At 70.6% G+C, this 21,582-nt stretch carries 22 protein-coding genes; 16 read left to right on the top strand and 6 right to left on the bottom strand.

The window, feature by feature from the left end; translation table 11 throughout:
* Positions 1–184: 184 nt before the first annotated feature.
* Positions 185–1,105 (bottom strand): DMT family transporter, encoded by a 921-nt coding sequence (locus tag ABZT49_RS02805; protein WP_355282737.1) that lies wholly within the window; start codon positions 1,103–1,105, stop codon positions 185–187.
* Between the two features lie 104 nt (positions 1,106–1,209).
* Between ABZT49_RS02805 and ABZT49_RS02800 the strand changes: the two genes are divergently transcribed.
* From ABZT49_RS02800 to ABZT49_RS02765, 8 genes are all read left to right on the top strand, one after another.
* Positions 1,210–2,019, top strand: a complete 810-nt coding sequence (locus ABZT49_RS02800; RefSeq protein WP_355282734.1) for an IclR family transcriptional regulator — start codon at positions 1,210–1,212, stop codon at positions 2,017–2,019.
* A gap of 136 nt (positions 2,020–2,155) precedes the next feature.
* Positions 2,156–2,884 (top strand): protocatechuate 3,4-dioxygenase subunit beta, encoded by a 729-nt coding sequence (pcaH, locus tag ABZT49_RS02795; protein WP_355282731.1) that lies wholly within the window; start codon positions 2,156–2,158, stop codon positions 2,882–2,884.
* A 5-nt stretch (positions 2,885–2,889) separates the two neighbouring features.
* Positions 2,890–3,525, top strand: a complete 636-nt coding sequence (gene pcaG, locus ABZT49_RS02790) for a protocatechuate 3,4-dioxygenase subunit alpha (protein WP_355282728.1) — start codon at positions 2,890–2,892, stop codon at positions 3,523–3,525.
* 245 nt (positions 3,526–3,770) lie between these two features.
* On the top strand, positions 3,771–4,604 hold the full coding sequence (locus ABZT49_RS02785; protein ID WP_355282725.1) for a 3-keto-5-aminohexanoate cleavage protein: 834 nt from the start codon (positions 3,771–3,773) through the stop codon (positions 4,602–4,604).
* Positions 4,605–4,608: 4 nt separating this feature from the next.
* The gene (locus tag ABZT49_RS02780) at positions 4,609–5,967 is read left to right on the top strand and encodes an adenylosuccinate lyase family protein (RefSeq protein WP_355282722.1); all 1,359 of its coding nucleotides are present in this window, start codon (positions 4,609–4,611) and stop codon (positions 5,965–5,967) included.
* Positions 5,968–5,980: 13 nt separating this feature from the next.
* On the top strand, positions 5,981–7,162 hold the full coding sequence (gene pcaD, locus ABZT49_RS02775) for a 3-oxoadipate enol-lactonase (RefSeq protein WP_355282720.1): 1,182 nt from the start codon (positions 5,981–5,983) through the stop codon (positions 7,160–7,162).
* A 65-nt stretch (positions 7,163–7,227) separates the two neighbouring features.
* The gene (locus tag ABZT49_RS02770) at positions 7,228–7,872 is read left to right on the top strand and encodes a TetR/AcrR family transcriptional regulator (protein ID WP_355282717.1); all 645 of its coding nucleotides are present in this window, start codon (positions 7,228–7,230) and stop codon (positions 7,870–7,872) included.
* A 99-nt stretch (positions 7,873–7,971) separates the two neighbouring features.
* Positions 7,972–8,214 carry a hypothetical protein gene (locus ABZT49_RS02765; protein ID WP_093567414.1) on the top strand — a complete coding sequence of 81 codons (243 nt, stop codon included), beginning with the start codon at positions 7,972–7,974 and terminating at the stop codon, positions 8,212–8,214.
* Positions 8,215–8,472: 258 nt separating this feature from the next.
* Here ABZT49_RS02765 and ABZT49_RS02760 read toward each other — a convergent pair whose 3' ends face one another.
* From ABZT49_RS02760 to ABZT49_RS02750, 3 genes are all read right to left on the bottom strand, one after another.
* Complete coding sequence (locus ABZT49_RS02760) at positions 8,473–10,617, bottom strand: TonB-dependent receptor domain-containing protein (protein WP_355282714.1); 2,145 nt, start codon at positions 10,615–10,617, stop codon at positions 8,473–8,475.
* A 473-nt stretch (positions 10,618–11,090) separates the two neighbouring features.
* On the bottom strand, positions 11,091–11,879 hold the full coding sequence (locus ABZT49_RS02755; RefSeq protein WP_407943434.1) for an SDR family NAD(P)-dependent oxidoreductase: 789 nt from the start codon (positions 11,877–11,879) through the stop codon (positions 11,091–11,093).
* A 65-nt stretch (positions 11,880–11,944) separates the two neighbouring features.
* On the bottom strand, positions 11,945–12,391 hold the full coding sequence (locus ABZT49_RS02750; protein ID WP_355282708.1) for a cupin domain-containing protein: 447 nt from the start codon (positions 12,389–12,391) through the stop codon (positions 11,945–11,947).
* Between the two features lie 331 nt (positions 12,392–12,722).
* On the opposite strand from ABZT49_RS02750, the gene ABZT49_RS02745 reads away from it, so the two are divergent.
* The 4 genes from ABZT49_RS02745 to ABZT49_RS02730 all read left to right on the top strand — a co-directional run bounded on the left by ABZT49_RS02745 (position 12,723) and on the right by ABZT49_RS02730 (position 16,157).
* A complete protein-coding gene (locus tag ABZT49_RS02745; protein ID WP_355282706.1) occupies positions 12,723–13,097 on the top strand; it encodes a copper chaperone PCu(A)C in 375 nt (124 codons plus the stop codon).
* Between the two features lie 101 nt (positions 13,098–13,198).
* Entirely contained in the window at positions 13,199–14,968 is a 1,770-nt protein-coding gene (locus tag ABZT49_RS02740) for a PQQ-dependent dehydrogenase, methanol/ethanol family (protein ID WP_355282703.1), read from the top strand.
* A gap of 75 nt (positions 14,969–15,043) precedes the next feature.
* Complete coding sequence (locus tag ABZT49_RS02735) at positions 15,044–15,553, top strand: cytochrome c (protein ID WP_355282700.1); 510 nt, start codon at positions 15,044–15,046, stop codon at positions 15,551–15,553.
* Positions 15,531–16,157 carry a hypothetical protein gene (locus ABZT49_RS02730; protein WP_355282698.1) on the top strand — a complete coding sequence of 209 codons (627 nt, stop codon included), beginning with the start codon at positions 15,531–15,533 and terminating at the stop codon, positions 16,155–16,157. The genes ABZT49_RS02735 and ABZT49_RS02730 overlap by 23 nt, the downstream gene beginning before the upstream one ends.
* 20 nt (positions 16,158–16,177) lie before the next feature.
* On the opposite strand, the gene ABZT49_RS02725 is transcribed toward ABZT49_RS02730, so the two are convergent.
* Positions 16,178–18,262 carry a HAMP domain-containing methyl-accepting chemotaxis protein gene (locus ABZT49_RS02725; protein ID WP_355282695.1) on the bottom strand — a complete coding sequence of 695 codons (2,085 nt, stop codon included), beginning with the start codon at positions 18,260–18,262 and terminating at the stop codon, positions 16,178–16,180.
* 239 nt (positions 18,263–18,501) lie between these two features.
* Between ABZT49_RS02725 and ABZT49_RS02720 the strand changes: the two genes are divergently transcribed.
* Entirely contained in the window at positions 18,502–18,885 is a 384-nt protein-coding gene (locus ABZT49_RS02720) for a hypothetical protein (RefSeq protein WP_355282692.1), read from the top strand.
* A 24-nt stretch (positions 18,886–18,909) separates the two neighbouring features.
* Here ABZT49_RS02720 and sfsA read toward each other — a convergent pair whose 3' ends face one another.
* Complete coding sequence (sfsA, locus tag ABZT49_RS02715) at positions 18,910–19,632, bottom strand: DNA/RNA nuclease SfsA (protein ID WP_355282689.1); 723 nt, start codon at positions 19,630–19,632, stop codon at positions 18,910–18,912.
* 141 nt (positions 19,633–19,773) lie between these two features.
* Between sfsA and ABZT49_RS02710 the strand changes: the two genes are divergently transcribed.
* The 3 genes from ABZT49_RS02710 to ABZT49_RS02700 all read left to right on the top strand — a co-directional run.
* Positions 19,774–20,526 (top strand): molybdopterin-binding protein, encoded by a 753-nt coding sequence (locus ABZT49_RS02710; protein ID WP_355282687.1) that lies wholly within the window; start codon positions 19,774–19,776, stop codon positions 20,524–20,526.
* Positions 20,527–20,534: 8 nt separating this feature from the next.
* A complete protein-coding gene (gpt, locus tag ABZT49_RS02705; RefSeq protein ID WP_355282684.1) occupies positions 20,535–21,056 on the top strand; it encodes a xanthine phosphoribosyltransferase in 522 nt (173 codons plus the stop codon).
* A 176-nt stretch (positions 21,057–21,232) separates the two neighbouring features.
* On the top strand, positions 21,233–21,582 hold a 350-nt coding region (locus tag ABZT49_RS02700; protein ID WP_355282681.1), incomplete at its 3' end, for a transglutaminase-like cysteine peptidase.

The following is a 21,582-nucleotide window of genomic DNA, read 5'->3' as shown; positions in this document are numbered from 1 at the left end:
GCCGGGGGTGAGGGTGACACGCTTCAGTGTGAAGCTATGACCGTCGTGCTGGCAGCGTGACGCACTGCGTCTTATTCGGCAGCGTGTCACCCTCACCTCTACCCCTCTCCCACACGGGAGAGGGGATCCCTCGCTTCACTGGAGTCGAGCAGATTGGTGGGGGCGTCGAAGCAGTGGATGCGCCTCACACCGCACCCTCCTCCCCCGGCGGCGTGATCCGCGGGCGCTCGTGGTAGAGCAGGTACAGCCCCGAGGCCGCCACCACCGCGGCGCCGATCACCGTCCAGTGGTCGGGCAGGTGGCCGAAGATCAGGAAGCCGAGGAGCACCGCCCAGAGCAGGTGGGCATAGGCGAAGGGCGCGAGCGTCGAGGCAGGCGCCCGGCGATGCGCCAGGATCAGCAGCCAGTGCCCGAGCGCCCCGAAGAAGCCGACCGACAGGATGCCGAGCCAGGTCGCAGGCTCGGTCGGCGTCTCCCACAGGAAGGGCAGGAACGGCGCCGTCAGCACCGAGCCGACGAGGCCGGTATAGAACATCGTGGTCTCGGGCGGGTCGTGGGCCGCGAGCATCCGCGTCACCACGATATAGACGCCGTTGACGAGGGCGGTGACCACCGCGAGCAACGCCGCCGGGTGCATGCCCGAGACGCCCGGGCGGCTCACCACCAGCACGCCCGAGAATCCCACCAGCACCGCGATCGTCCGGCGCCAGCCGACCCGCTCGCCGAGGAGCGGCCCGGCGATCAGCGCCACCACCAGGGGCGAGGCGAAGGTGATCGAGGTCACCTGCGCCAGCGGCAAGTAGCGGAGCGCCACGAACGAGCACATCGTCGCCGTCACCAGGCACAGGGAGCGCAAGACCTGGAGCCCGGGCTTTCGCGTGCGCATCAGCCCGACGATGTCGCGCCGCGCGGCGAGAAAGGCGGCCACGATCACGAAGCTGACCAGGTAGCGCACCGCGACGATCAGCATCGGGCTCATCGTCCCGCTCAGGAACTTCGCCGAGGCGTCGATGGAGGCGAACCCCGCGACCGCGCTCACCATCAGGGCGATGCCGATCAGGGCCTCCCGCTGGCCCGTCTCCCGCAGGCCTCTGCCGCCGCGCATGCGCCCCTCCCCAGTCGCGTCACCGAGTCTTGACTTAGAACGGAACTCCGTTCAAATCCAGAACCGCGTTCCAGATTTGAGGGCGCGAGACACGAGCACGACAGATGGCCGGCTCCCTGCTGCGGCGCGCCCTGGACTTGGTGGAACTCCTCGCGAACCATCCGCGCGGGCTGCCGCTCCAGACCATCGCCGAGACGCTGGATATCCCGAAGAGCGGCGCGCACCGGCTCCTGGCCGAGTTCGTCGAGCATCAATACGTCGTGCAGGATGCGGAGACCGGCCGCTATCTCCTCACCACCAAGTTCGCGACGCTCGGTCTCAAGCATCTCTCGCGCACCGGCGTCGTCGATGTGGCGCAATCGGTGCTCAACCGGCTGGCGGAGGTCAGCGGCGAGCTGGCGCGGCTCGCGGTGGTCGATTACCCGCGCCTCGTCTGGGTGGCGAAGGCGCAAGGCGCCCGCACCGGTCTGCGCTACGACGGCGACATGGGCACCGAGGCGCGGCTCTCCACCTCCTCGACCGGGATCGCGTGGCTGGCGAGCCTCAGCGACGAGGAGGCGCTGAGCCTCGTGATGCGCCAGGGCCTCGGCACGCCGGAGGAATGCGGTCCCAACGCGCCGCGCACGGTCGCCGCCCTGATGGCGCTGGTGAACGAGGCTCGCGCCCGCGGCTATGCCTGGGTGCAGGACACCAACACGCCCGGCGCCGCCGCGATGGCGGCCAACATCGTGCATCCGCAGACCGGCCGGGCGATCGGCAACCTCAGCGTCGCCGGGCCGAGCCTGCGCCTTGGGGAAGCGCAGCGCGACGCCATCGCGCCGGATCTGCTCGCCGCCGCCGCCGACCTGTCCTCGGTCGGCGCCTTTTCCGAGTATCTCGGGGCGCTCGGCGGCCGGACCAAGGTCACGTCCTGACGATACCCCGACATGGCTCGGCCCCTGGGACGGTGGTAAATCCCGCGGGCGCGTCGAACGACCGGGCCATCAAGACCCAACCGAGGATCACCCCTCGCACGACCCGCCTCCGCCAAGGAGCGCACAGGAGGAAACGATGAGCCACGCCGACAGCGAGTTCCTGCAGAGGGACCGCTCGATCCATCCGCCGGCCTTCACGCCGGACTACAAGACCAGCGTGCTGCGCTCGCCGCGTCGCGCGATGCTGTCGCTGCAATCCTCCCTGTCGGAGGTGACCGGCCCGGCCTTCGGCCATTCGGAGCTCGGCCCGCTCGACAACGACCTGATCCTTAACTACGCCCGCGAGGGCGAGCCGATCGGTGAGCGCATCTTCGTCCACGGCCATGTCCGCGACGAGAACGGCCGGGGCATCCCCCACACCCTGGTCGAGTTCTGGCAAGCCAATGCGGGCGGACGCTACCGCCACCGCAACGACCGCTACCTCGCGCCGATCGACCCGAATTTCGGCGGCTGCGGCCGGACGATCACCGACGAGAACGGCTTCTACTACTTCCGCACGATCAAGCCCGGGCCCTATCCCTGGCGCAACAACCTCAATTCCTGGCGCCCGGCGCATATCCACTTCTCGGTGTTCGGCACCGGCTTCGCCCAGCGCCTCATCACCCAGATGTATTTCGAGGGCGATCCGCTGATCTGGCGCGACCCGATGGTGCTCGGAATTCCCGACCGCTCGGCGGCCGAGCGGCTGATCGCTCCCCTCGACCTCGGCGCCGCGGTGCCCCTCGACATGCTCGCCTATAAGTTCGACATCGTGCTGCGCGGCCGCCAGCAGACGTTGTTCGAGAACAAGCTCCAGGGGAACTGACGCCGATGGTCCAGCCGCTTCCCGTCCGTCTCCAGGAGACGCCGTCCCAGACCGCGGGCCCCTACGTCCATATCGGGCTGATCCCGCACCAGGCCGGCTTCGACATCTTCGAGACCAATTTTTCCAACGTGCTCGCCGGCCCGGACACGAAGGGCGAGCGCATCCGGATCGAGGGCCGGGTCTTCGACGGCGCCGGCTCCCTGGTGCGGGACGCCTTCATCGAGATCTGGCAGGCCAATTCCGCCGGCCGCTACAACCACCCGGCCGATCGCCAGGAGGGCAAGCCCCTCGACGAGACGTTCCGGGGCTGGGGCCGCACCGGCTCGGACTTCGACACGGGCGTCTGGCACTTCGAGACGGTCAAGCCCGGCCCGGTCGACGGGCGCAAGGGTCATCGCCCGATGGCGCCGCACATCAACCTCTGGATCGCCGCCCGCGGCATCAATATCGGCCTCCAGACCCGGCTGTACTTCGCCGACGAGGCCGAGGCGAATGCCAACGATCCGGTGCTGAACCTGGTCGAGCGCGGTCCCCTGCGCGACAGCCTGCTGGCGAAGCGCGAGGAGCGGGACGGCAAGACGGTCTACGTTTTCGACATCTATTTGCAGGGGCCGAACGAGACCGTCTTCTTCGACGTGTGAGCCCATATGGCAGTAGGACAAAATCGAAGACTCAATAGCCATGAAGCCCTCCGCGTCATCCCGGGGCTCGCCGCAGGCGAGAGCCCGGGATCCAGAACCGCAGGTGGTGCCGAAGCGAGCGGATCGCGTTCCGCAAACTTCTCGAGGACTTGAGGTTCTGGATTCCGGGCTCCGCTACGGCCCCGGAATGACGCGGAGGGTGGAATATCCCGGTCAGCACAACCAGCATCATTGAGGAGACCACCATGAACCCCGTCGTCATCGCCGTCGCGATCACCGGCTCGGTGCCGCGCAAGAAGGACAACCCGGCGGTCCCCACCACCGTCGCCGAGCAGATCGAGTCCACGCATCAGGCCTTCGAGGCCGGCGCCACCCTCGTCCACATCCACGTCCGCAACGACGACGAGTCGCCCTCCTCCGACCCCGAAAAGTTCGCGGCGGTGCAGGAGGGCGTGCGCAAGCACTGCCCCGGCATGATCGTGCAGTTCTCGACCGGCGGCCGCGGCCGCGATCCGAGCGCGCGCGGCCTCTCGCTGGTCCACCGGCCCGACATGGCCTCGCTCTCGACCGGCTCGGTCAACTTCCCGAGCATCGTCTACGAGAACCACGCGACGCTGGTGAACGACCTCGCCGGCTCGATGCACAAGCACGGCATCCGGCCCGAGATCGAGATCTTCGACCTCTCGCACATCCACGGCGCCAAGCGGCTGATCGAGGAAGGGCTGATGGACGCCAATCCCCACGTGCAGTTCGTGATGGGGGTGAAGAACGCGATGCCGGCCGACGAGCACCTGCTCGACATCCTGCTCGCCGAGACCCGCCGGGTGATCCCGGGCGCGACCTGGACCGCCGCCGGCATCGGCCGCGAGCAGGCCCGCGTGATGGGCTGGGCGCTGGCCCGCGGGGCCGACGCGGTCCGCACCGGGCTCGAGGACAACGTCCGGGTGACCAAGGACCGCCTGGCGGCGAGCAACGCCGAGCTGGTGTCGCTGGCGGCCGAGATGGTGACGCGCCACAACCGCAAGGTCGCGACGCCGGCGGAGGCGCGGGCGCTGCTCCACCTCAAGCCTGCGGCCTGATCCGATGACGCTCTCGGCCCTCGACTCCGCCCTGCTCGGGCCCCTCTTCGCCACGGACGCCATGCGCGCCGTCTTCGCCGACGAGGCCCGGGTGGCGGCGATGCTGCGGGCCGAGGCGGCCCTTGCCCGGGCGCAAGCGGAGGCCGGCCTCGTGCCGGCCGCCCTCAGCTCCGCGATCGAGGCGGTCAAGTCGACCGCGCTCGATCCGGCGGCGCTCGGCCGGCGCACCGCCGTCTCGGGCGTGCCGGTGATCCCGTTCGTCAAGGCGGTGCAGGGTGCGTTGCCGCCGGAACTCGAACCCGCCTTTCACAAGGCCACAACCACCCAGGACATCGCCGACACCGCCCTGGTGCTCCAGATCCGCGACGCTCTCGACCTCGTCGCCGCCGACCTGAAGGCGATCCTCGACGGGCTCTCGGGGCTCGCCCGCCATCACCGCGAGACCCCCTGCGTCGGGCGCACCTACGGCCAGCACGCCGCGCCCGTCACCTTCGGCTTCAAGGCGGCGATCTGGGCGCTCGGCATCGCCGAGGTGGCGGCCCTCCTGCCGGCCCTGCGCGACCGGGTGCTCACCGCCTCCCTCGGCGGCCCGGTCGGCACGCTCGCCGGCCTCGGCGAGCAGGCGGAGGCGGTCGGCGACGGCTTTGCCGCCGCGCTCGGCCTGCATCCCGACCTCGCGCCCTGGCACACGCGGCGCGCCCGCATCGCCGAGACCGGTGCCTTCCTCGCCCTGCTGATGGGGGCGCTCGCCAAATTCGCCACCGACGTCGCGCATCTGGCCACCACCGAGGTCGGCGAGGTAGCCGAGCCCTACGTGCCGGGCCGCGGCGGCTCCTCGGCGATGCCGCACAAGCGCAATCCCGTCTCCTCGACGGTGATCCTCTCGGCCTTCGGCGCCGCCAAGGGCACGAGCCTGACGCTCCTCGACGGGATGGCGGCGGCGCACGAGCGTCCGGCCGGCGCCTGGCACGCCGAGTGGCACGCCCTGCCGACCCTGTTCGGCCTCGCCTCCGGCGCGCTTCGCGAGGCGCGCGGCCTCGCCCAGGGGCTGGTGCCCGACCCGGCGCGGATGCAGCGCAACCTCGACCTGACGCAAGGCCTTCTCTTCGCCGACGCCGCCGCGAGCCGGCTGAGCCCGGTCATCGGCGCCAAGGCCGCCCACGCCCTGGTCGAGGAGGCCGCCGGCGCGGTCCGCGACGGCAAGGGCTCGCTCCGGGAGGTGCTGCACGCCCGGCCCGAGGCGGCGAGCGCCGATCTCGACGCCGCTTTCGATCTGAGCCCCGCCATCCGCGCCGGGGCCCGTACCGCCGATAGGGCGCTGGCGGAGGTCTCGCGCCTCGCCGCCTTCCTGCATTCCGCTTAAGTCCGAGGTTCCCATGCCCCAGATCGAGGCCAACGGTACCCTTCTGAACTACGAGCTGTCCGGCCCGAGCGGCGCGCCGGTGGTGGTTTTTTCCAACTCGCTCGGCACGACGCTGGCGATGTGGGACCCGCTGGTGCCGCATCTACGCGGCCGCTACCGGGTGCTGCGCTACGACACCCGCGGCCACGGCGCCTCGCAGGTGCGTGACCAACGCATCGAGGTCGAGGATCTGGCCGAGGACCTGATCGGCCTGCTCGATGCCCTTGAGATCCCCCGCGCCCACGTGGTCGGGCTGTCGCTCGGCGGCATGACCGGCCAGGCGGCGGCGAGCCGCCACCCCGACCGGGTGATCAGCCTGACCCTGATGGCGACCGCCGCCTTCATGCCGAGCGAGGCGTCGTGGAACGAGCGCGCCGAGCTGGTGCTCGCGAAGGGCACGGCGGCGATCGTCGAGGCGACGATGACCCGCTGGTTCACGCCCGACTTCCCCGCCTCCCACCCCGACGCGGTGGCGCCGGTGCGCGGGCAATTCACTGGCACCGATGCGGCCGGCTACGCGGTCTGCTGCAACGCCATCGGCCGCATGGACCTGCGCCCGGTCCTCAACCGGATCACGTCGCCGACCCTGGTGATCGCCGGCCGCGACGACCCGGCGACGCCGCCGGCCATGGCGCAGGAGATCTGCGACGGCATCCGCCACGCCGAATTGGTGGTGCTGCCGAACGCCGCCCACCTCCTCTCCGTCGAGCAGCCGGCCGCTACCGCCGCCCATCTCCTCGGCTTCCTCGACCGGCACCGCGAGGCGCCGGACACGGCCACCGGCGCGGTGGCGTTCGAGACGGGGCTCGGCAACCGCAAGAGCGTGCTCGGCGACGCCCACGTGGAGCGCTCGCTGAAGGCCGCGGGTGACTTCGCCGGGCCGTGGCAGGACTTCATCACCCGCACCGCCTGGGGCGAGGTCTGGGGCGATCCGCGCATCCCGTGGAAGACCCGCTCCTTCGTGACGCTCGCCATGATGGTGGCGCTCGGCCGCGAGGAGGAGTTCAAGCTCCATGTCCGACCGGCCCTGCGCAACGGCGTCACCCTCCCCGAATTGCAGGCGCTGTTGATCCAGACCGCGATCTATGCCGGCGTGCCGGCGGCGAACGGCGCCTTCCGCTGGGCCCGCGACGTCCTGGGCGACGAACTCGCCTGAGCCGGTGCGCCGAGGCGGCCGGGGTGATAGAGCAGGCTCATCCCGCCGCCCCTAATTGTTAGATCATGGACGCCGTCACGCCCCGCCCCTCCCGCACCAAGGATCCCGAGAGGACCAAGGCCGACATCCTGGCGGTGGCGACCGAGGAATTCGCCGCCTTCGGACTCAGCGGCGCCCGGGTCGACGCCATCGCGGAGCGCACCCGCACCTCGAAGCGGATGATCTACTATTATTTCGGCAGCAAGGAGGGCCTGTATCTCGCGGTGCTGGAGAAGGCCTATGCCGACATCCGCCAGGTCGAGGCCGACCTCGACCTCGGCAACTTAGGCCCCGTCGAGGCGATCCGCCGGCTCGTCGAGTTCACCTTCGAGTACGACGACGCCCATCCGGACTTCATCCGGCTCGTGGCGATCGAGAACATCCATCGCGCCGAGCACCTGTCGGGGTCGGAGACGATCCGCGGGCTCAATCTCGGGGTGATCCAGACCATCACCGACATCATCGCCCGCGGGCAGGCCGACGGGCTGTTTCGCGCCGACGTCGATCCCCTCGACGTGCACCTGATGATCAGCGCGCTGTGCTTCTTCCGGGTCTCGAACCGCCACACCTTCGGGGCGATCTTTTCCGTCGATCTCGACGCCCCCGACTTGCGCGCCCGCCACAAGCGGATGGTCGGCGACGCGGTGATCGGGATGCTGTCGTTGCGGTGATCCTGGCGCTGATCCTGGCGCTGACCCGGCCGGGAACCGGATCCGGCGCGGGGCGATTACTCTTCCAAGACTGTACGCCATCTTCTGGAGGAGAGCCCGATGACCAGGGGCACCAGCCGCCTGATCCTGCTCGCCGTCCTGGCCGCCTCGCCGGTCGTGGCCCAGGTCACGGACACGCCGCAGCGCAGCCGCGAGCAGACCCCCAACATGCCGCCGCCCCACGAGACCCTGCCCGAGAAGGTCCGCCCGGGCGATGCGGACTCGACGGGTACCGTGCGGCCGACGACTCCGGCGCCGGATCCGAAGACCAGCGACGGGGTGCTGCGGCCGCAGAAGGGGTAATATCCAGTTCCGCAAAAGCATTCACGTTGAACTAAAGCATTTATATTGAACAATTGAAGCGCGGGATCCCCTCTCCCGTGTGGGAGAGGGGTAGGGGTGAGGGTGGCGCGCTTCAGAATAAAATTGAACCGTCACGCTGCCAGCACGACACTCTCAGGATTACACTGAAGCGTGTCACCCTCACCCCTGTCCCCTCTCCCACACGGGAGAGGGGACGCGCCTTACCTCGACGCGTCGATCACAGAACCAAGTTGTCTTTCAGAACCGCGCCGTCAGAAACACCCTGACATTCCGCCCCGGCAGCACGATCTCGTCCTTCTTGAACGAGGCCGAGTTGCGGATGACGTCGTTGAGCAGGTTCGTGCCCTGCACGCCCAGCGTCACCTCGCTCCAGCCGACCACCGCCGGATCGAAGGCCTTGGTGTAGCTCACCTCCGCCCGCAGGTTGTCGTAGCCGGGCGTGCGCGTCTCGTAGGGCGCTGTCTCGGTATGGGCGAAGGCGTGGAGCAGGTTCACATGCGCGTACCAGCCCTCCGCCCGCAGGAACACGCCGCCGCCGACCCGGTGCGGCGGGATGCGCGGCACGTAGGTACCGTCGTCGAAGGTGGCGCGCACGAAGTCGTACTGCGCCTCGATGCCGGCGAATCCGTTGCCAATGGGCAGGAGATCGAGCTGCGAGCCGATCTCGGCGCCGGCGAAGGTGGCGTTCTGCTGCGAGTAGACGACCTGGGCGAGCTCGTCGTCGCTGCCGCAGCTCGCAAAATCGTCGCCGCAGCGCTGGCCGGTCAGGCGCTTGTAGATGAAGCCGGTGTAGCGCGTGTAGTAGCCGGTGGCGTCGAGGCGGAAGGGGCCGACGGCGCGGCGGATGCTGGCCTCGATGGTGCGGGCGCGCTCCTTCTTCAGGTTCGGATCGCCGATCTCGAAGGTCTCGGTCGCGTCGTGCGTGCCGCGGGAATAGAGCTCGAAGGCGGAGGGCGCGCGCTCGACGTACTGGCCGGTCAGGCTCGCGACGAATCCGTCGGGCAGGTCCTGCAGCACGCCGAAGCTCGCGCTCTTCGGGGCGAAGCGCCGGCGGCGGCCATAGGCGAGCGGGTCCTCACCCTCCACGGGCAGGTAGTCGCCCGGGAACAGGGTGGCCGTGCCGGTGGAGCGCGCGCCCTCGATCCGGCCCGCCGCCTGGAGGCGCAGGCCGCGCTCCAGGCGCAGCTCTTCGAACAGGTAGACGGCGTTGCTGCGCGAATCGGTCGGCGCGAGCAGGCCGCCGGCCTCGCCCGAGGTGCCGATCAGCCGCCGGTCGGCCTGGAGGCCGAGCGCGCCGGTCAGCGTGCCGAGGCTGGTGAGGACCGGCACGTGCTGGATCTCGAGCCGCCCCTCCGCCTCGCGGCTCTTGAAGGTCGCCTGGATGCCGTCGATCCCGTCGCCGCCGATGCCGATCTCGTTGTGCTTGTAGGTCGAGCCGCCGAGCCAGAACCGGACCGCCTCGATCGGCCCGTCGACCGGGCGGTACTCGCCCTTGGCCTGCAGCTTGTCCTGGGTCGGGTCGAGGCGGGTGCGGCTCTGGGCGGCCTCGCCGCCGGGAATCTGGTAGAGCGCGTCGTAGTGGCTGAAGGACAGGCCGACGAAGCCGCGGTCGAACAGGTACGACATCCCGACCGCGCCGCCCTGCGAGTCGTTGGCCGAGTTGCGCTGGATGCCGAGCGGCGTGCTGTAGCTATCGGCGGCGGTCTTGAACGCGTCGGCGTGGAAGGCGACCGACTGGCCGGCGGCGTCCACGGTCGCGGCGGCGTTGCGGCCGTTATCGACCGAGGAATAGCCCGTCGTCACCTGGCCGGCGATGCCGTTCGGTGGCACGAGTGTCGGGATGCGGTTGTTCTCCGCCGAGACCACGCCGCCGATCGCCTGGCTGCCGTAGCGCAGGGAGGCCGGGCCGCGAATCACCTCGATGCGGTTGGCAATGAGCGGGTTGATCGGCACGGCGTGATCCTCGCCGAGATCCGAGACGTCGTGGACGCCGATGCCGTTCTCCTGGATCCGCACCCGGCTGGTATCGAGGCCGCGGATGATCGGCCGGCTCGCCGCCCCCGGGGCGTAGGTGGTGGCGGAGAGGCCGGGCCGGTCGAACAGGGCGTCGCCGAGCGTGCGCGGCTGCTGACGGACGATGTCCTCCCGGGTCACCACCGTGACCGGCGAGAAGGTGGTGGTGACGACCGGCAGCACCCCGACCGGGAAGGTACCCGGAACCCCCGCCCCCGCCCCGCCGCCGGACGGCGCCGCCGCGATCGGGCTCGGCGAGGCGACGTCGATCGTGTCGAGGGCGATCTCCTCGGCGCGGGCCGGCCCCGCGAGGGTGACGGCCGCCGCCAGAAGCACCGGACCCGCCCCGAACGATCCCACCTTGCCCATGCTCGCCCCCGTGAATGGTATAACATTGCATTCACGCAACGAGCGGCGGGCTGGCAAGGGGAGACTCGGCGCATCCCGCACAAGGCGCGCCGAGCGTAACGTTATTACAACACGGGGGAGTATCAGTTCTTCACCGGCTTCGCCGTCCCTCGCGAATGAAACGAGGCCGCGGCTGCCTGTCCTCGTTGCACCGATCGAAGGCGGGTCTCAATCCGGCACGGGTTCTCTCCTCTCCACGCGGGCGGGGAGAGGCCTGAGCTCCGAAGGGGCTCAGGGAGCCCGAAGGGCGAGGGTGAGGGGGTCTCAACGAGTGAGCCTCTTCCGGCATCACCCTCTCACCCTCGCTCCGGCTTCGCCTCCGCTTGCCGTGCTCCCTGAACAGGAGCACGGCCTTCTCCCCGCCCGCGGGGAGAGGTGAGAACCCGCGCTCGAAAATTCGACCGTAAAATCAGCTGTTTAAGATCTGTTTCTATTTAGCGGGCCGCCAGATCCCGCCGAAGGGTCGGCAGCCCGATCCCGGCGGCGTCGAATCCGCCATCCACCGCGAGCGTCTGGCCGGTGACGTAGCTCGCCCGCGGACCGCACAGGTAGACGATGGCGTCGGCGATCTCGCGCTCCAGGCCGTAGCGGTTGAGCGGGACGGCGTCGTGGTAATCGGCGCGGATCGCCGGGCTGTGGACCTCCTTCGCCATGGCGGTGTCGACCGGGCCCGGCGCCACGGCGTTGACCCGGATGTTCAGGTGGGCGAGCTCGACCGCCTGCTGCTTGGTCAGGTGCTTGAGCGCGGCCTTGCTGGTGCCGTAGGCGACCCGCAGGGTCGAGGCGCGCTGGCCGGAGATCGACGTGATGTTGACGACCGCCCCGCCCCCGCCCCGCGCCATCACGGGGGCGGCCGCCTGCACGCACAGGAACGGGCCGGTGAGGTTGACGGCGAGCACCCGGGCCCATTCGGCGGGGCTGGTGTCGAGGAGCGGCTTGAACACCGCGGTGCCGGCATTGTTGACGAGCGCGTCGAGCCGGCCGAACCGGGCCTCGACGGCGGCCACAGCCGCCACCACGGCGTCCGGGTCGGCGACGTCGGCGGTGAGCGCCAGGGTGGCGTCCGGCCGGCCGAGCGCGGCCACGGCCTTCTCCTGCGCCGCGCCGTCGATGTCGAGGAGCGCGACGCGCCAGCCCTCCTCAAGGAAAAGCTGCGCCGTCGCCAGACCGATGCCCCGCGCTGCGCCGGTGACCAGCGCGACCTTGCTCTCGCTCGCCATCATGGATCCTCCCGTTGTTGTGCTCCGTGCATCGCGGCAGGGGCCCAGGAGGTCAAGGTCCGAGGAGGTCAAGCCGGTTCGGCGCCCGGAGCGTTGCGGGCCATGAAGCTCTGCGCCGAGCCGGCGGCGGGATCGACGAAGATCACGTCGGTCGGCGCGCGCCGGGGCGTGTCGACGGAGAGGAAGACCACCGGCTCCTCCAGGAGCTGCGGCAGGGCATGGACCACGCCGCGTTCGAAGAACAGGAGCTGGCCCGGACCGAACTCCGCCTCGTCCGAGGCGTCACCGATCCAGAACGTGCCGCGGCCGGAGAGCACGTAGAGGTACTCGTCGCAGCCCGCGTGATAATGGGCCGGCGTCGGGCGGTAGACGCGAAAGACCCGGGCGCTCGCCGCCGGCCGGTCGGTCAGGTAGGTGTCGACCAGCATCGTGGTGGCGCTGTCGGGCAGGGCGGCGGCGATCGCCCCGATATCGAAGCGGCCCCGCTCCCGCGCCGGATTCTCCTCCTCGGCCATCGTCCATCCTCCCCGTCCGACGGTCTCAACCCTCCAACGTAGCGCGGTCCGGCCCGCCGCGGGAGGGGCTCTGGCGCCTTGTCCGTGTGCATCGGTCGCGGACGATTTTCCTCCACGCATTAATCCCGGATCTTGACGGAGCACCGGTGCCGGCTACCCTCACGGGTAATTCGCCGCCAAAAGGCGAAGCTGATCACAGAGGAGGAGAGTGGATGTCAGCATCCATGTCGCGCCTTGACGCCGAGGCGGCAACGCCATGCCGCTGAAGAGGCGCGCCTTTGACTGGATGAACGGCGCGGCCGTTGCCTTGTGTCTAGGCTGTGTCCCGGCCGTGGCCGGCGACATCGACGTCGTGCACGCCTCCGTCGCCCCCACCGAGAAGGTCGGGTCGGACATCCCCCTCCACCTGACGGTGATGAACCGCGCGGCGGAAGCCGATTCCCTGGTGCGCTTCCGCTGCCCCTTCGCGAATTTCAGCGAGCGCGTGACGGTCGACAAGGGCGGCGAGGGTCCGCCCTCGAAGCGCCCGGTCCAGACCATCGCCGTCAAGGCCTCGGGCGAGACCGCGCTGACCCCGGAGGGCATGCACGTGATGCTGCTCCAGACCCGCCAGCCCCTGGCCGCGGGCGAGCGCTTCACCTGCTCGGCGAGCTTCCGCAAGGCCGGCGCGGTCGAGGTGCCGGTGGAGGTTCGCGCCGGCCCCTGAGACCGAAGCCGCAAGTAGGCATAATTTCCTGAACACGCCCGGCCGCGAGACGGCCCGCGCCGAGGCGAGAACAGACCAAAAGGCCGCCAGGAGGAAACACCATGACGACGTCCCGTACGGCGCGGCGCATCCTCGCCGCGACCTCGCTCGCCGCCCTCGCGGCCGCCACCCTGCCCCTCTCCCCGGCTCTCGCCGCCGAAGGCGGCGTCACGCAAGAGCGCCTGCTGAACGCCGACAAGGAGGAGGGCAACTGGATCCAGCACCACAAGAATTTCGCCGGACACCGCTACTCGACGCTGACCCAGATCAACAAGGACAACGTCAAGAACCTGAAGGTCGCCTGGACGCTGCATCTCGGCGGCATCGAGGGCGGCGGCATCTGGAGCCACGGCGGGCTTGAGGGCACGCCGATCGTCGAGAACGGCATGATGTTCGTCACCGACGGGTGGGGCTCGGTCTACAAGATCGACACCCGCGGCGGCGAGGGCAAGCTCCTCTGGAAGATGGACCCCAAGACCGACCGCGAATGGGCCGGCGCGGTCGCCTGCTGCGGCGTCAACAACCGCGGCGTCGCGCTCTGGGGCGACCTCGTGGTCAGCCACACCCTCGACGGGCGCCTGATCGCCACCAACAAGGAGACCGGCCAGGTCGCCTGGCAGCGCCAGGTCGCCGATCCGGACAAGGGCGAGACGATCACCGGCGCGCCGCTCATCGTGAAGGGCATGGCGATCTCAGGCGTCGGCGGCGCCGAGTACGGCATCCGCGGCTGGATCGCCGCCACCGACCTGAAGACCGAGAAGGAGGTCTGGCGCACCCACACCATCCCGGGCAAGGGCGAGCCGGGCTACGAGACCTGGAAGGGCCCGAACAACGCGGCGGTCAGCGGCGGCGGCTCGACCTGGGTCACCGGCACCTACGACCCCGACACCGACACGATCGTGTGGGGCGTCGGCAATCCGGGTCCGGACTGGGACAACGCCTACCGCCCGGGCGACAACCTCTACACCGACTCGACGCTGGCCCTCGACGCGACGACCGGCAAGATCAAGTGGCACTTCCAGCACACGCCGAACGATCCCTACGACTATGACAGCGTGTCGGAGAACCTCCTGGTCGATGTCGGCGGGCGCAAGCTCGCGATCGAGGCCGACCGCAACGGCTTCGGCTACGCCGTCGACCGCACCACCGGCCAGTTCGTCTGGGCGACGCCCTTCGTCAAGAAGGTGACCTGGACCAAGGGCATCAACCCCGATACCGGCAAGCCGTTCGAATACGATCCGAACAAGGACGTGCAGCGCTACAACCCGGCGGCGACGCCCTCGGCCGAGAACAAGAACGCCGATTTCTGCCCGGGCAACATGGGCGGCAAGAACTGGCCGCCGACCGCCTACAACCCGAACCTGCAATACTGGTACATCCCGGTCATCGAGAGCTGCAACCGCGTCACCCACGAGGCGATGACGCAGGCCAACCTGAAGCCGCGGGAGTTCTTCACCGGCGGCGGACCGAGCCAGCCGTTCCGGATCACCGGCAGCGTGACGGCGATCGACGTGAAGACCGGCAAGGTCGCCGGCAAGCATGAGACCCAGTTCCCGCTGCTCGGCGGCATGCTGGCGACGCCGGACCTCGTCTTCACCGGCGAGCCCTCGGGCGGCGTGATGGCCCTCGACGCCAAGACCCTCGACAAGATGTGGGAGTTCCGCACCGGCGGCGGCGTCAACGCGCCCCCGATGACCTTCACGGTCGACGGCAAGCAGTACCTCGCGATCCTGGTCGGCCTCGGCGGCGCCTGGGACAAGTGGTTCATCGATTCGACCCCGGAGCTGAAGAACATCCAGACCGGCTCGATGCTCTACGTCTTCGCGCTCTGACCGGGCGTCCTTGCAAGGCGGGGCGCTCGACGCGCCCCGCCGCTCACGGGGTTCATGCGGATGCGGATGCGTAAAATGGTGTTGCCGGCGCTGGTCGCCAGCCTCGCGCTCGCCTCGGGTGCGGCCTGGGCTCAATCGGCCCGGACCGGCGCGGGCGAGGGCGATCTCGCGGTGTTCAAGAAGGCCTGCTCGGGCTGCCACAAGTGGCATGGCGGCGGCGGGGGCGGCTATGGCGGCGAGGCCCTGTCCCTGCGCAAGACGCAGCTCGACAAGGAGCAGGTCGCCGAGGTGGTGCGCTGCGGCCGGCCCGGGACCGGCATGCCCTACCACCTGCGCGGCGCCTACGATTCGGTGAAGTGCTACGATTCGCTCAAGGCCGATATGGGCAGCAGCATGCCGCCCGAAACCGCGGTGTTCCTGCGCCCGGCGGAGATCGACGCGGTCGCCACCTACGTCACCACCCAGCTCAAGGGCAAGGGCGACCCGACGATCGAGGAATGCACCGCCTTCTTCGGTGCGACCTCCCGGGCCTGCGACATCTACCGCAAGAAGGAGGGCTCCGATGCCCCGGCCGTCTCGCATTGAACTTGCGGTTCTCGCCGCTCTCCTCTGCGCCGGGCCGGCGCGCGCCGCCGGCCCCGAGGTCGCGGACCTGCGCGACCTCCGGGTCGGGATGCCGGTCTCGGAGATCGCCGCCCACGGCTACGGCGACCTCGCCTGCCGCGAGGGCCCGTCCCGTACGCTGGCGGCCTGGAGCGACTGGCGCGCCTGCCCGGCGGACGCCTCGGGCCGCCACGCCATCGGCTTTTCTTACGCCGACGACACCACCCGCAACGGCACCCGGGTCGCCGGGCATCCGGCCCGGCTGACCTTGCTCGTCGGCGACGACGCCCGGATCGCCGGGCTGGTGATCGAGACCGACGACGCGGTGCCGCTCTACCTGCGCAAGAAGGGCCACCTTCTCGGCATCCAGGCCCGCGGCCACTGGGGCGAGGACGGCTGGGCCTGCGCCGAGGGCAAGCCCACCGGCGACGAGACGCCGCTCGGCGAGACCTTCGTCAAGGAGGAGTGCCGCAAGAGCCTCGGGGCGAAGAGCGTGACGGTGACCCGCGACCTCTACGGCCACCAGGGCGCCGACCCGCGCGCCTTCATCAGCCGCACGAAGATCGTGGTGGCGGCGACGAAGTAGGGCCGCCGCCCCGCCTGGCATCACGCCGCCCGGATCGTCGCCAGGAACTGCGCCACCTCCCCGGTCAGCTGCTCGCTCCGCCGCGACAGCGCGGCGGCCGAGGCCAGCACCTGATGGGCGGCGGCCCCGGTCTCTTCCGAGGCCCGGGCGACCGTGCCGATGGTGCCGGTGACCTCGCCGGTGCCGGCGGCAGCCTCGGCGACGTTGCGGACGATCTCCTGCGTCGCCGCCCCCTGCTGCTGCACGGACGCCGCGATCGCGCTCGCCACCCCCGAGATCTCCTCGATCCGCGCCGTGATCCCGTCGATCGCCCCGACCGCCCGGCCGGTCGAGGACTGGATCGCCGCGATCTGGCTCGTGATCTCCTCGGTGGCCCGCGCCGTCTGCCCGGCCAGCTCCTTGACCTCGGCGGCGACCACCGCGAAGCCGCGTCCCGCCGGGCCCGCCCGGGCCGCCTCGATGGTGGCGTTCAGGGCCAGCAGGTTGGTCTGGCTGGCGATCGAGGAGATCAGCGCCACGACGTCGCCGACCCGGGCCGCGGCCCCGCTGAGGTCCTGGACCAGCGAGACCGTCTGCGCGGCCTCCGCTGCCGCAACCCGGACGAGGTCGGCCGAGCCGTCGACCTGCCGGCTGATCTCGGCGATCGACGAACCGAGCTCCTCGGCCGCCGCCGCGACGGTGTGCACGTTGGCGGCGGTGTGGCCGGCGGTCGCCGCGACCGCGTGGCTGTGGTCGGCCGTGCGAGTGGCCGTGGCCGCCATGGTCTGGGCGCTCGCCTGCATCTCGCCCGCGGCCTGCGCCACGCCGCCGACCACCGCGCTCACCGCCCCCTCGAACTGCTCGGCGATCCGGTGCAGGTCGGCCCGGCGCCGCGCCTCGGCGCCGGCCCGAGTGGTGGACGCTTCCGCCTCGAGCGCCCGGTTGCGGATGAGGCTGTCCTTGAACACCGCGACGGCATCCGCCATCGCGCCGATCTCGTCGCGGCGCCCGGCACCCGGGATCGCGACGTCGAGATCGCCCTGGGCGACGCGGCCGATCGCCTGCGCCATGCCGGTGAGGGGCCGGATCACCCGCGTCGCCGCGAGGATCAGCACGCCGAGGCCGACCGCGACCGTCGCCGCGAGGGCGGCGAGCGCGAGGCCGAAGCCGCTTTCGGCCTCCGCGCGACGCTCGGTCAGGATGGCGGCGGCCCGGTCAAAGGCGGTGTCGCGCAGGCGCAGGACCGGAGGCCAGATCGGCACCGCCCGCTCGCGGTAACCCGCCCCGTCGAGCGGGAAGGCGCCGGTGTCGAAATGCGGCAGCAGGTCCTTCTTCAGCTCCGAGAATACCTGGACGTAGCCGCGGCGCATCCCCTCCATGGCGGTCGCCACCGCCTCGCCGGCAGCCGGATCGGCCGCCGCCTTCTCGAGGCCGGCGAGAAGCTGGTCGACCCGCCCCTGGAAGGTCCAGAACTCGGTCCGCTGCGCCTGCGTCACCGGCTTGCGGGGCACGACGAGGTTCTGGAGGAAGCCGGCCTGCCGTCCGCCGATGTCGCGCAGATCGCCGGTCATGCCGGCGACGGCGATCCAGCGGTTGGCCCGGCCGTCGGCTGCAGCGAGGTCGCGCGTCAGCTCGCCGGCGGTGGCGGCGGCCTTGTCGCTGATTTCGGCCATGGCCTTGGCGAGGGCGCCCGCCCCGTCGCCGCGCTGCTCCGGCGGCAGGGCGAGCCGGTCCCGCGCCAATTGGCGGGATGCCCCGAAGGCCGCCTCGATCTCCGCGGCCCGCGCCTGGAGCGGGCCCGCCTCCGGCAGGGCCGCGGCGCCGGCCTCGACCGCCCGGCGCAGCGCGGCCACGGCCTCGTCCGAGCGGCGGCGCAGATCGGCGAGCCCGGCATGCCGCGAGGCCTCGTCGAGGGACGCCGCCGGCAGGAGCAGGCCCCACAGCCCGCGCTCCATGTTGACGGATTGCGGGATCGCCGCGAGGGCCCGCACCACGTCGAGGCGGAGCAGGCCGCGGTCGATCTCGTTGATCCGGGACCGGTGAAGCAGCGCCATGCTGGCGGCCAGCACGCAGGCGATCGCGCCGATCGTCACGATCGATGAGAATAAAAGCCGCTTGATGCTCATGACTGGCGGTTCCCCCCGTTAGCGCAAGGGTAGGTCAGCGGGTCTAATCAAACCTTACCGAAGGGGATCGACGATCCAGTTCTGGATCTCCGTCCCACGAATCTTGCCCACGAATCTTGCGCACGAATCTCGGCACGCCGGTGCGCTGGGCCGGCGTAGGCGACCGACCCGCCGCAACCTGTCTGCCGGGCAACGATCGCTTCAGCCACGGTTCAACGCCGGGGCGCGAGGATGCCCCCATGCCGGCGGTCATCACCGCCCCCCGCTTCGCCAGCCAAGAGCCGCCCGCCATGACCGCCCGACTCGTCCTCGGCGCCCTCTCCCTTCTCCTCCTCGCCGGCCCCGTCGCCGCGGCCGATCTCGACGAGTATCCGCCGCCCCGCTTCGAGGGCCGAACCGAGTGGCGCGCCCCGCCCCCTCCCCCGCCGCGCTTCGTGCAGGGTCCCGGTCCGTGCCGGGTTTTCGTCAAGCGCCGCATCGACGCCTATGGCGACGAGGTGGTGCGCCGGGTGCGGGTCTGCGACGAGGGCCCGGGCTATCGCGACGGCGGCTACCGGGACGGCCCGCCGCCCTGGCACCGCCACCGGCACTGGGACGACGAGCCGGGGCCGGGGCGCTGGTAGCGCCTCATAGAATGTCCGCTTCGCTCAAGCGCCGCGCAGGCTTGCGACGATCGGGATCTCCTCCCCGATCGTCACCTCCGTCCGGTCGACCCGGCAGGTGAAGGCGTGGGCCGCCACGCCCGCCGCCCGGGCGCGCCGGAACGCGGCGTCGAAGCCCGGGTCGAGATCGCCCGCGACCGAGAACCGCTCGGCCCGCATCTGCACCACCCAGATCACCAGGGCGCGGCCGCCCTGGCGCACCACCTCGGCGAGCTCGTCCATGTGGCGGGCGCTGCGGGCGGCGACGCAGTCCGGGAACTCGGCGAGGCCGGGCCGGCGCATCAGGTGGCAGTTCTTTACCTCGACATGGATCGGCCCGGCGGCGTCGCCGGCCAGGAAATCCACCCGGCTCGCGTTCCCGTAGGCCACCTCCGCCCGCCAGGACGTGGCGCCGGCGAGCGGGGCGAGGCGGCCGTCGCGAAAGGCCTCGGCCACCAGGGCGTTCGGCCGGGCGGTGTTGATGCCGACCCATTGCGGCCCGCCGGGCAGGTCCGCCTCGACCAGCTCCCACGACCAGGCGAGCTTGCGGGCCGGATTGGTGGAGGCCGAGAGCAGCACCGGCCGACCGGGTTCGACGAGGCCCAGCATCGCCCCCGGATTGGCGCAATGCGCGGTGACGAGGCGGCCATCCGCCAGCTCGATATCGGCGAGGAAGCGCTTGTAGCGGCGCAGCAGCCGCCCCTCGGTCAGCGGGCCGGAGAAGCGCATGAGATCACGGATTCGGTGGGCATTTCCGGCGCTTAACCGGCGCGGGCCGAGGTGTCACGCTTGAGCCCCGGCAGGCGCCGCGATAAGGCGGGCGTAACCCTGTCGCCGCCGCGGCGGCGGGCAGCCGAAGAGAACAGCACGATGCCTGACGCCAGCCCCGCCCCGGTCACGGCCGCCATCCTGGTCATCGGCGACGAGATCCTGTCCGGACGCACCAAGGACAAGAACATCGGCTACATCGCCGAGTACCTTACCAATTCAGGCATCGACCTGCGTGAGGTGCGGGTGGTGCCGGACGTGGCCGAGGAGATCGTGGCGGCGGTCAACGCGCTTCGCGGCCGCTACACCTACCTGTTCACCACCGGCGGAATTGGGCCGACCCACGACGACATCACGGCCGATTGCGTGGCGGAAGCCGTCGGCGTCGGCATCGACGTCGACCCGCGAGCGAAAGCCATGCTTCTCGAGCGGATCAAGCCGGAAGACCTCAACGAGGCGCGCCTGCGCATGGCCCGGATCCCATTCGGAGCCGAGCTGATCGAGAATCCGATCTCGAAGGCGCCGGGCTTCATGATCGAGAACGTGATCGTGATGGCGGGCGTGCCCTCGATCATGCAGGCGATGATGGATTCGGTCGCCCCGCGGCTGAAGACCGGGGCGCGGGTCACCGCCGAGACGATCGAGGCCGGCAACCTGCCGGAGGGCGGCTACGCCGAGGGACTGGCGCTGATCGCCAAGGCGCATCCAGGCGTCTCGATCGGCTCCTACCCGTCGATGACCCCGGCGGGGTTCCGCAACCAGATCGTGGTGCGCGGGCGCGACCCGGAGGCCCTGGCGGCCGCGCGCACCGAGATCGAGGCGCTGCTCTCGCGCCTGCAAGCCGAACGGACCTGAGGACGAAGATGGCGTCTCCGAGCGACAAGGCATTCCCGGTCAAAGCTTTCCCGGTTTCTTGGGACCAGTTCCACCGCGACGCCCGGGCCCTGGCCTGGCGGCTCGCCGGCGCCGGCCCGTTCGAGGCCATCGTGTGCATCACCCGCGGCGGGCTGGTGCCGGCCGCGATCGTGGCGCGCGAGCTCGGCATCCGGCTGGTCGAGACGGTGTGCGTGGCGAGCTATCACGATTACCAGGAGCAGGGCGCCCTCCACGTCCTCAAGGACGTGGCGCCGAGCATCCGGGCGATCGGCGACGGCCAAGGCCGCGGCGTGCTGGTCCTCGACGACCTCACCGACACCGGCAAGACCGCGCAGGTGGTGCGCGCCATGCTGCCGGAGGCGCACTTCGCCACGGTCTACGCCAAGCCCGCCGGCCGGCCCCTGATCGACACCTTCGTCACCGAGGTGAGCCAGGACACCTGGATCTACTTCCCGTGGGACATGGGCCTGTCCTACCAGGCGCCGATCCAGCCCGGAACGTCCGGTTAAGGTATTCTACCTCCTAACGCGGTCCGGCGAATGCACCGGACCAATTGAGCAAGGTCTTGGCCCTGTCCGCGGGACCGGTCCAAGGCCGGGCCGATCGATAAAATTGCGCGGATCCATTTCAGCGCCGCCGAGCAGGTCGGGGGCCATTCTCCTTCGTAACGAAGGGGATGGCGCAGATGACCACGGGTTTCGAGCGGCAGGTGAAGCGGGTTCTGGTCGGCGCCGGCATGCTCGCGGCGGCCCTGGTGTCGGCCCCCGGCAACGAGGCGGCAGCCCAGACCCTCGCGGCCCTGCCGATGCCGAGCGCCGGCGCCCCGGATCTCGGCCATGCCCGGCCGATCGTCGGCTGGGTCGAGTTCTGCGCCCGCTACGCGTCGGAATGCGCGGTGGACGCGAGCGAGCCGGCGCAGGTCACCCTGACCCCGCGGTTGTGGCAGACGGTCACCGGCATCAACCGCCAGGTCAACACGTCCTTGCGCGCCGTCACCGACCAGGAGCATTGGGGCGTGCCCGACCGCTGGGACCT

Origin of the sequence: Methylobacterium sp. EM32 (assembly GCF_040593685.1) — a bacterium.
In the GTDB taxonomy this organism is placed as follows: Bacteria; Pseudomonadota; Alphaproteobacteria; order Rhizobiales; family Beijerinckiaceae; genus Methylobacterium.
The sequence above is the reverse complement of the archived record's forward strand: the minus strand, read 5'-3'. Positions and strand labels throughout refer to the sequence as shown.

What these genes read in the sequence shown, in the direction of transcription:
- ABZT49_RS02760 (WP_355282714.1), bottom strand. Translation starts at nt 10,617, where the DNA reads ATGGGCAAGGTGGGATCGTTCGGGGCGGGTCCGGTGCTTCTGGCGGCG.
- ABZT49_RS02800 (WP_355282734.1), top strand. Translation starts at nt 1,210, where the DNA reads ATGGCCGGCTCCCTGCTGCGGCGCGCCCTGGACTTGGTGGAACTCCTC.
- ABZT49_RS02730 (WP_355282698.1), top strand. Translation starts at nt 15,531, where the DNA reads ATGCCCCGGCCGTCTCGCATTGAACTTGCGGTTCTCGCCGCTCTCCTC.
- ABZT49_RS02720 (WP_355282692.1), top strand. Translation starts at nt 18,502, where the DNA reads ATGCCGGCGGTCATCACCGCCCCCCGCTTCGCCAGCCAAGAGCCGCCC.
- ABZT49_RS02770 (WP_355282717.1), top strand. Translation starts at nt 7,228, where the DNA reads ATGGACGCCGTCACGCCCCGCCCCTCCCGCACCAAGGATCCCGAGAGG.
- pcaH (WP_355282731.1), top strand. Translation starts at nt 2,156, where the DNA reads ATGAGCCACGCCGACAGCGAGTTCCTGCAGAGGGACCGCTCGATCCAT.
- ABZT49_RS02755 (WP_407943434.1), bottom strand. Translation starts at nt 11,879, where the DNA reads ATGATGGCGAGCGAGAGCAAGGTCGCGCTGGTCACCGGCGCAGCGCGG.
- ABZT49_RS02725 (WP_355282695.1), bottom strand. Translation starts at nt 18,262, where the DNA reads ATGAGCATCAAGCGGCTTTTATTCTCATCGATCGTGACGATCGGCGCG.
- ABZT49_RS02740 (WP_355282703.1), top strand. Translation starts at nt 13,199, where the DNA reads ATGACGACGTCCCGTACGGCGCGGCGCATCCTCGCCGCGACCTCGCTC.
- ABZT49_RS02780 (WP_355282722.1), top strand. Translation starts at nt 4,609, where the DNA reads ATGACGCTCTCGGCCCTCGACTCCGCCCTGCTCGGGCCCCTCTTCGCC.
- ABZT49_RS02765 (WP_093567414.1), top strand. Translation starts at nt 7,972, where the DNA reads ATGACCAGGGGCACCAGCCGCCTGATCCTGCTCGCCGTCCTGGCCGCC.
- pcaG (WP_355282728.1), top strand. Translation starts at nt 2,890, where the DNA reads ATGGTCCAGCCGCTTCCCGTCCGTCTCCAGGAGACGCCGTCCCAGACC.
- gpt (WP_355282684.1), top strand. Translation starts at nt 20,535, where the DNA reads ATGGCGTCTCCGAGCGACAAGGCATTCCCGGTCAAAGCTTTCCCGGTT.
- sfsA (WP_355282689.1), bottom strand. Translation starts at nt 19,632, where the DNA reads ATGCGCTTCTCCGGCCCGCTGACCGAGGGGCGGCTGCTGCGCCGCTAC.
- ABZT49_RS02735 (WP_355282700.1), top strand. Translation starts at nt 15,044, where the DNA reads ATGGTGTTGCCGGCGCTGGTCGCCAGCCTCGCGCTCGCCTCGGGTGCG.
- ABZT49_RS02805 (WP_355282737.1), bottom strand. Translation starts at nt 1,105, where the DNA reads ATGCGCGGCGGCAGAGGCCTGCGGGAGACGGGCCAGCGGGAGGCCCTG.
- ABZT49_RS02785 (WP_355282725.1), top strand. Translation starts at nt 3,771, where the DNA reads ATGAACCCCGTCGTCATCGCCGTCGCGATCACCGGCTCGGTGCCGCGC.
- ABZT49_RS02710 (WP_355282687.1), top strand. Translation starts at nt 19,774, where the DNA reads ATGCCTGACGCCAGCCCCGCCCCGGTCACGGCCGCCATCCTGGTCATC.
- pcaD (WP_355282720.1), top strand. Translation starts at nt 5,981, where the DNA reads ATGCCCCAGATCGAGGCCAACGGTACCCTTCTGAACTACGAGCTGTCC.
- ABZT49_RS02750 (WP_355282708.1), bottom strand. Translation starts at nt 12,391, where the DNA reads ATGGCCGAGGAGGAGAATCCGGCGCGGGAGCGGGGCCGCTTCGATATC.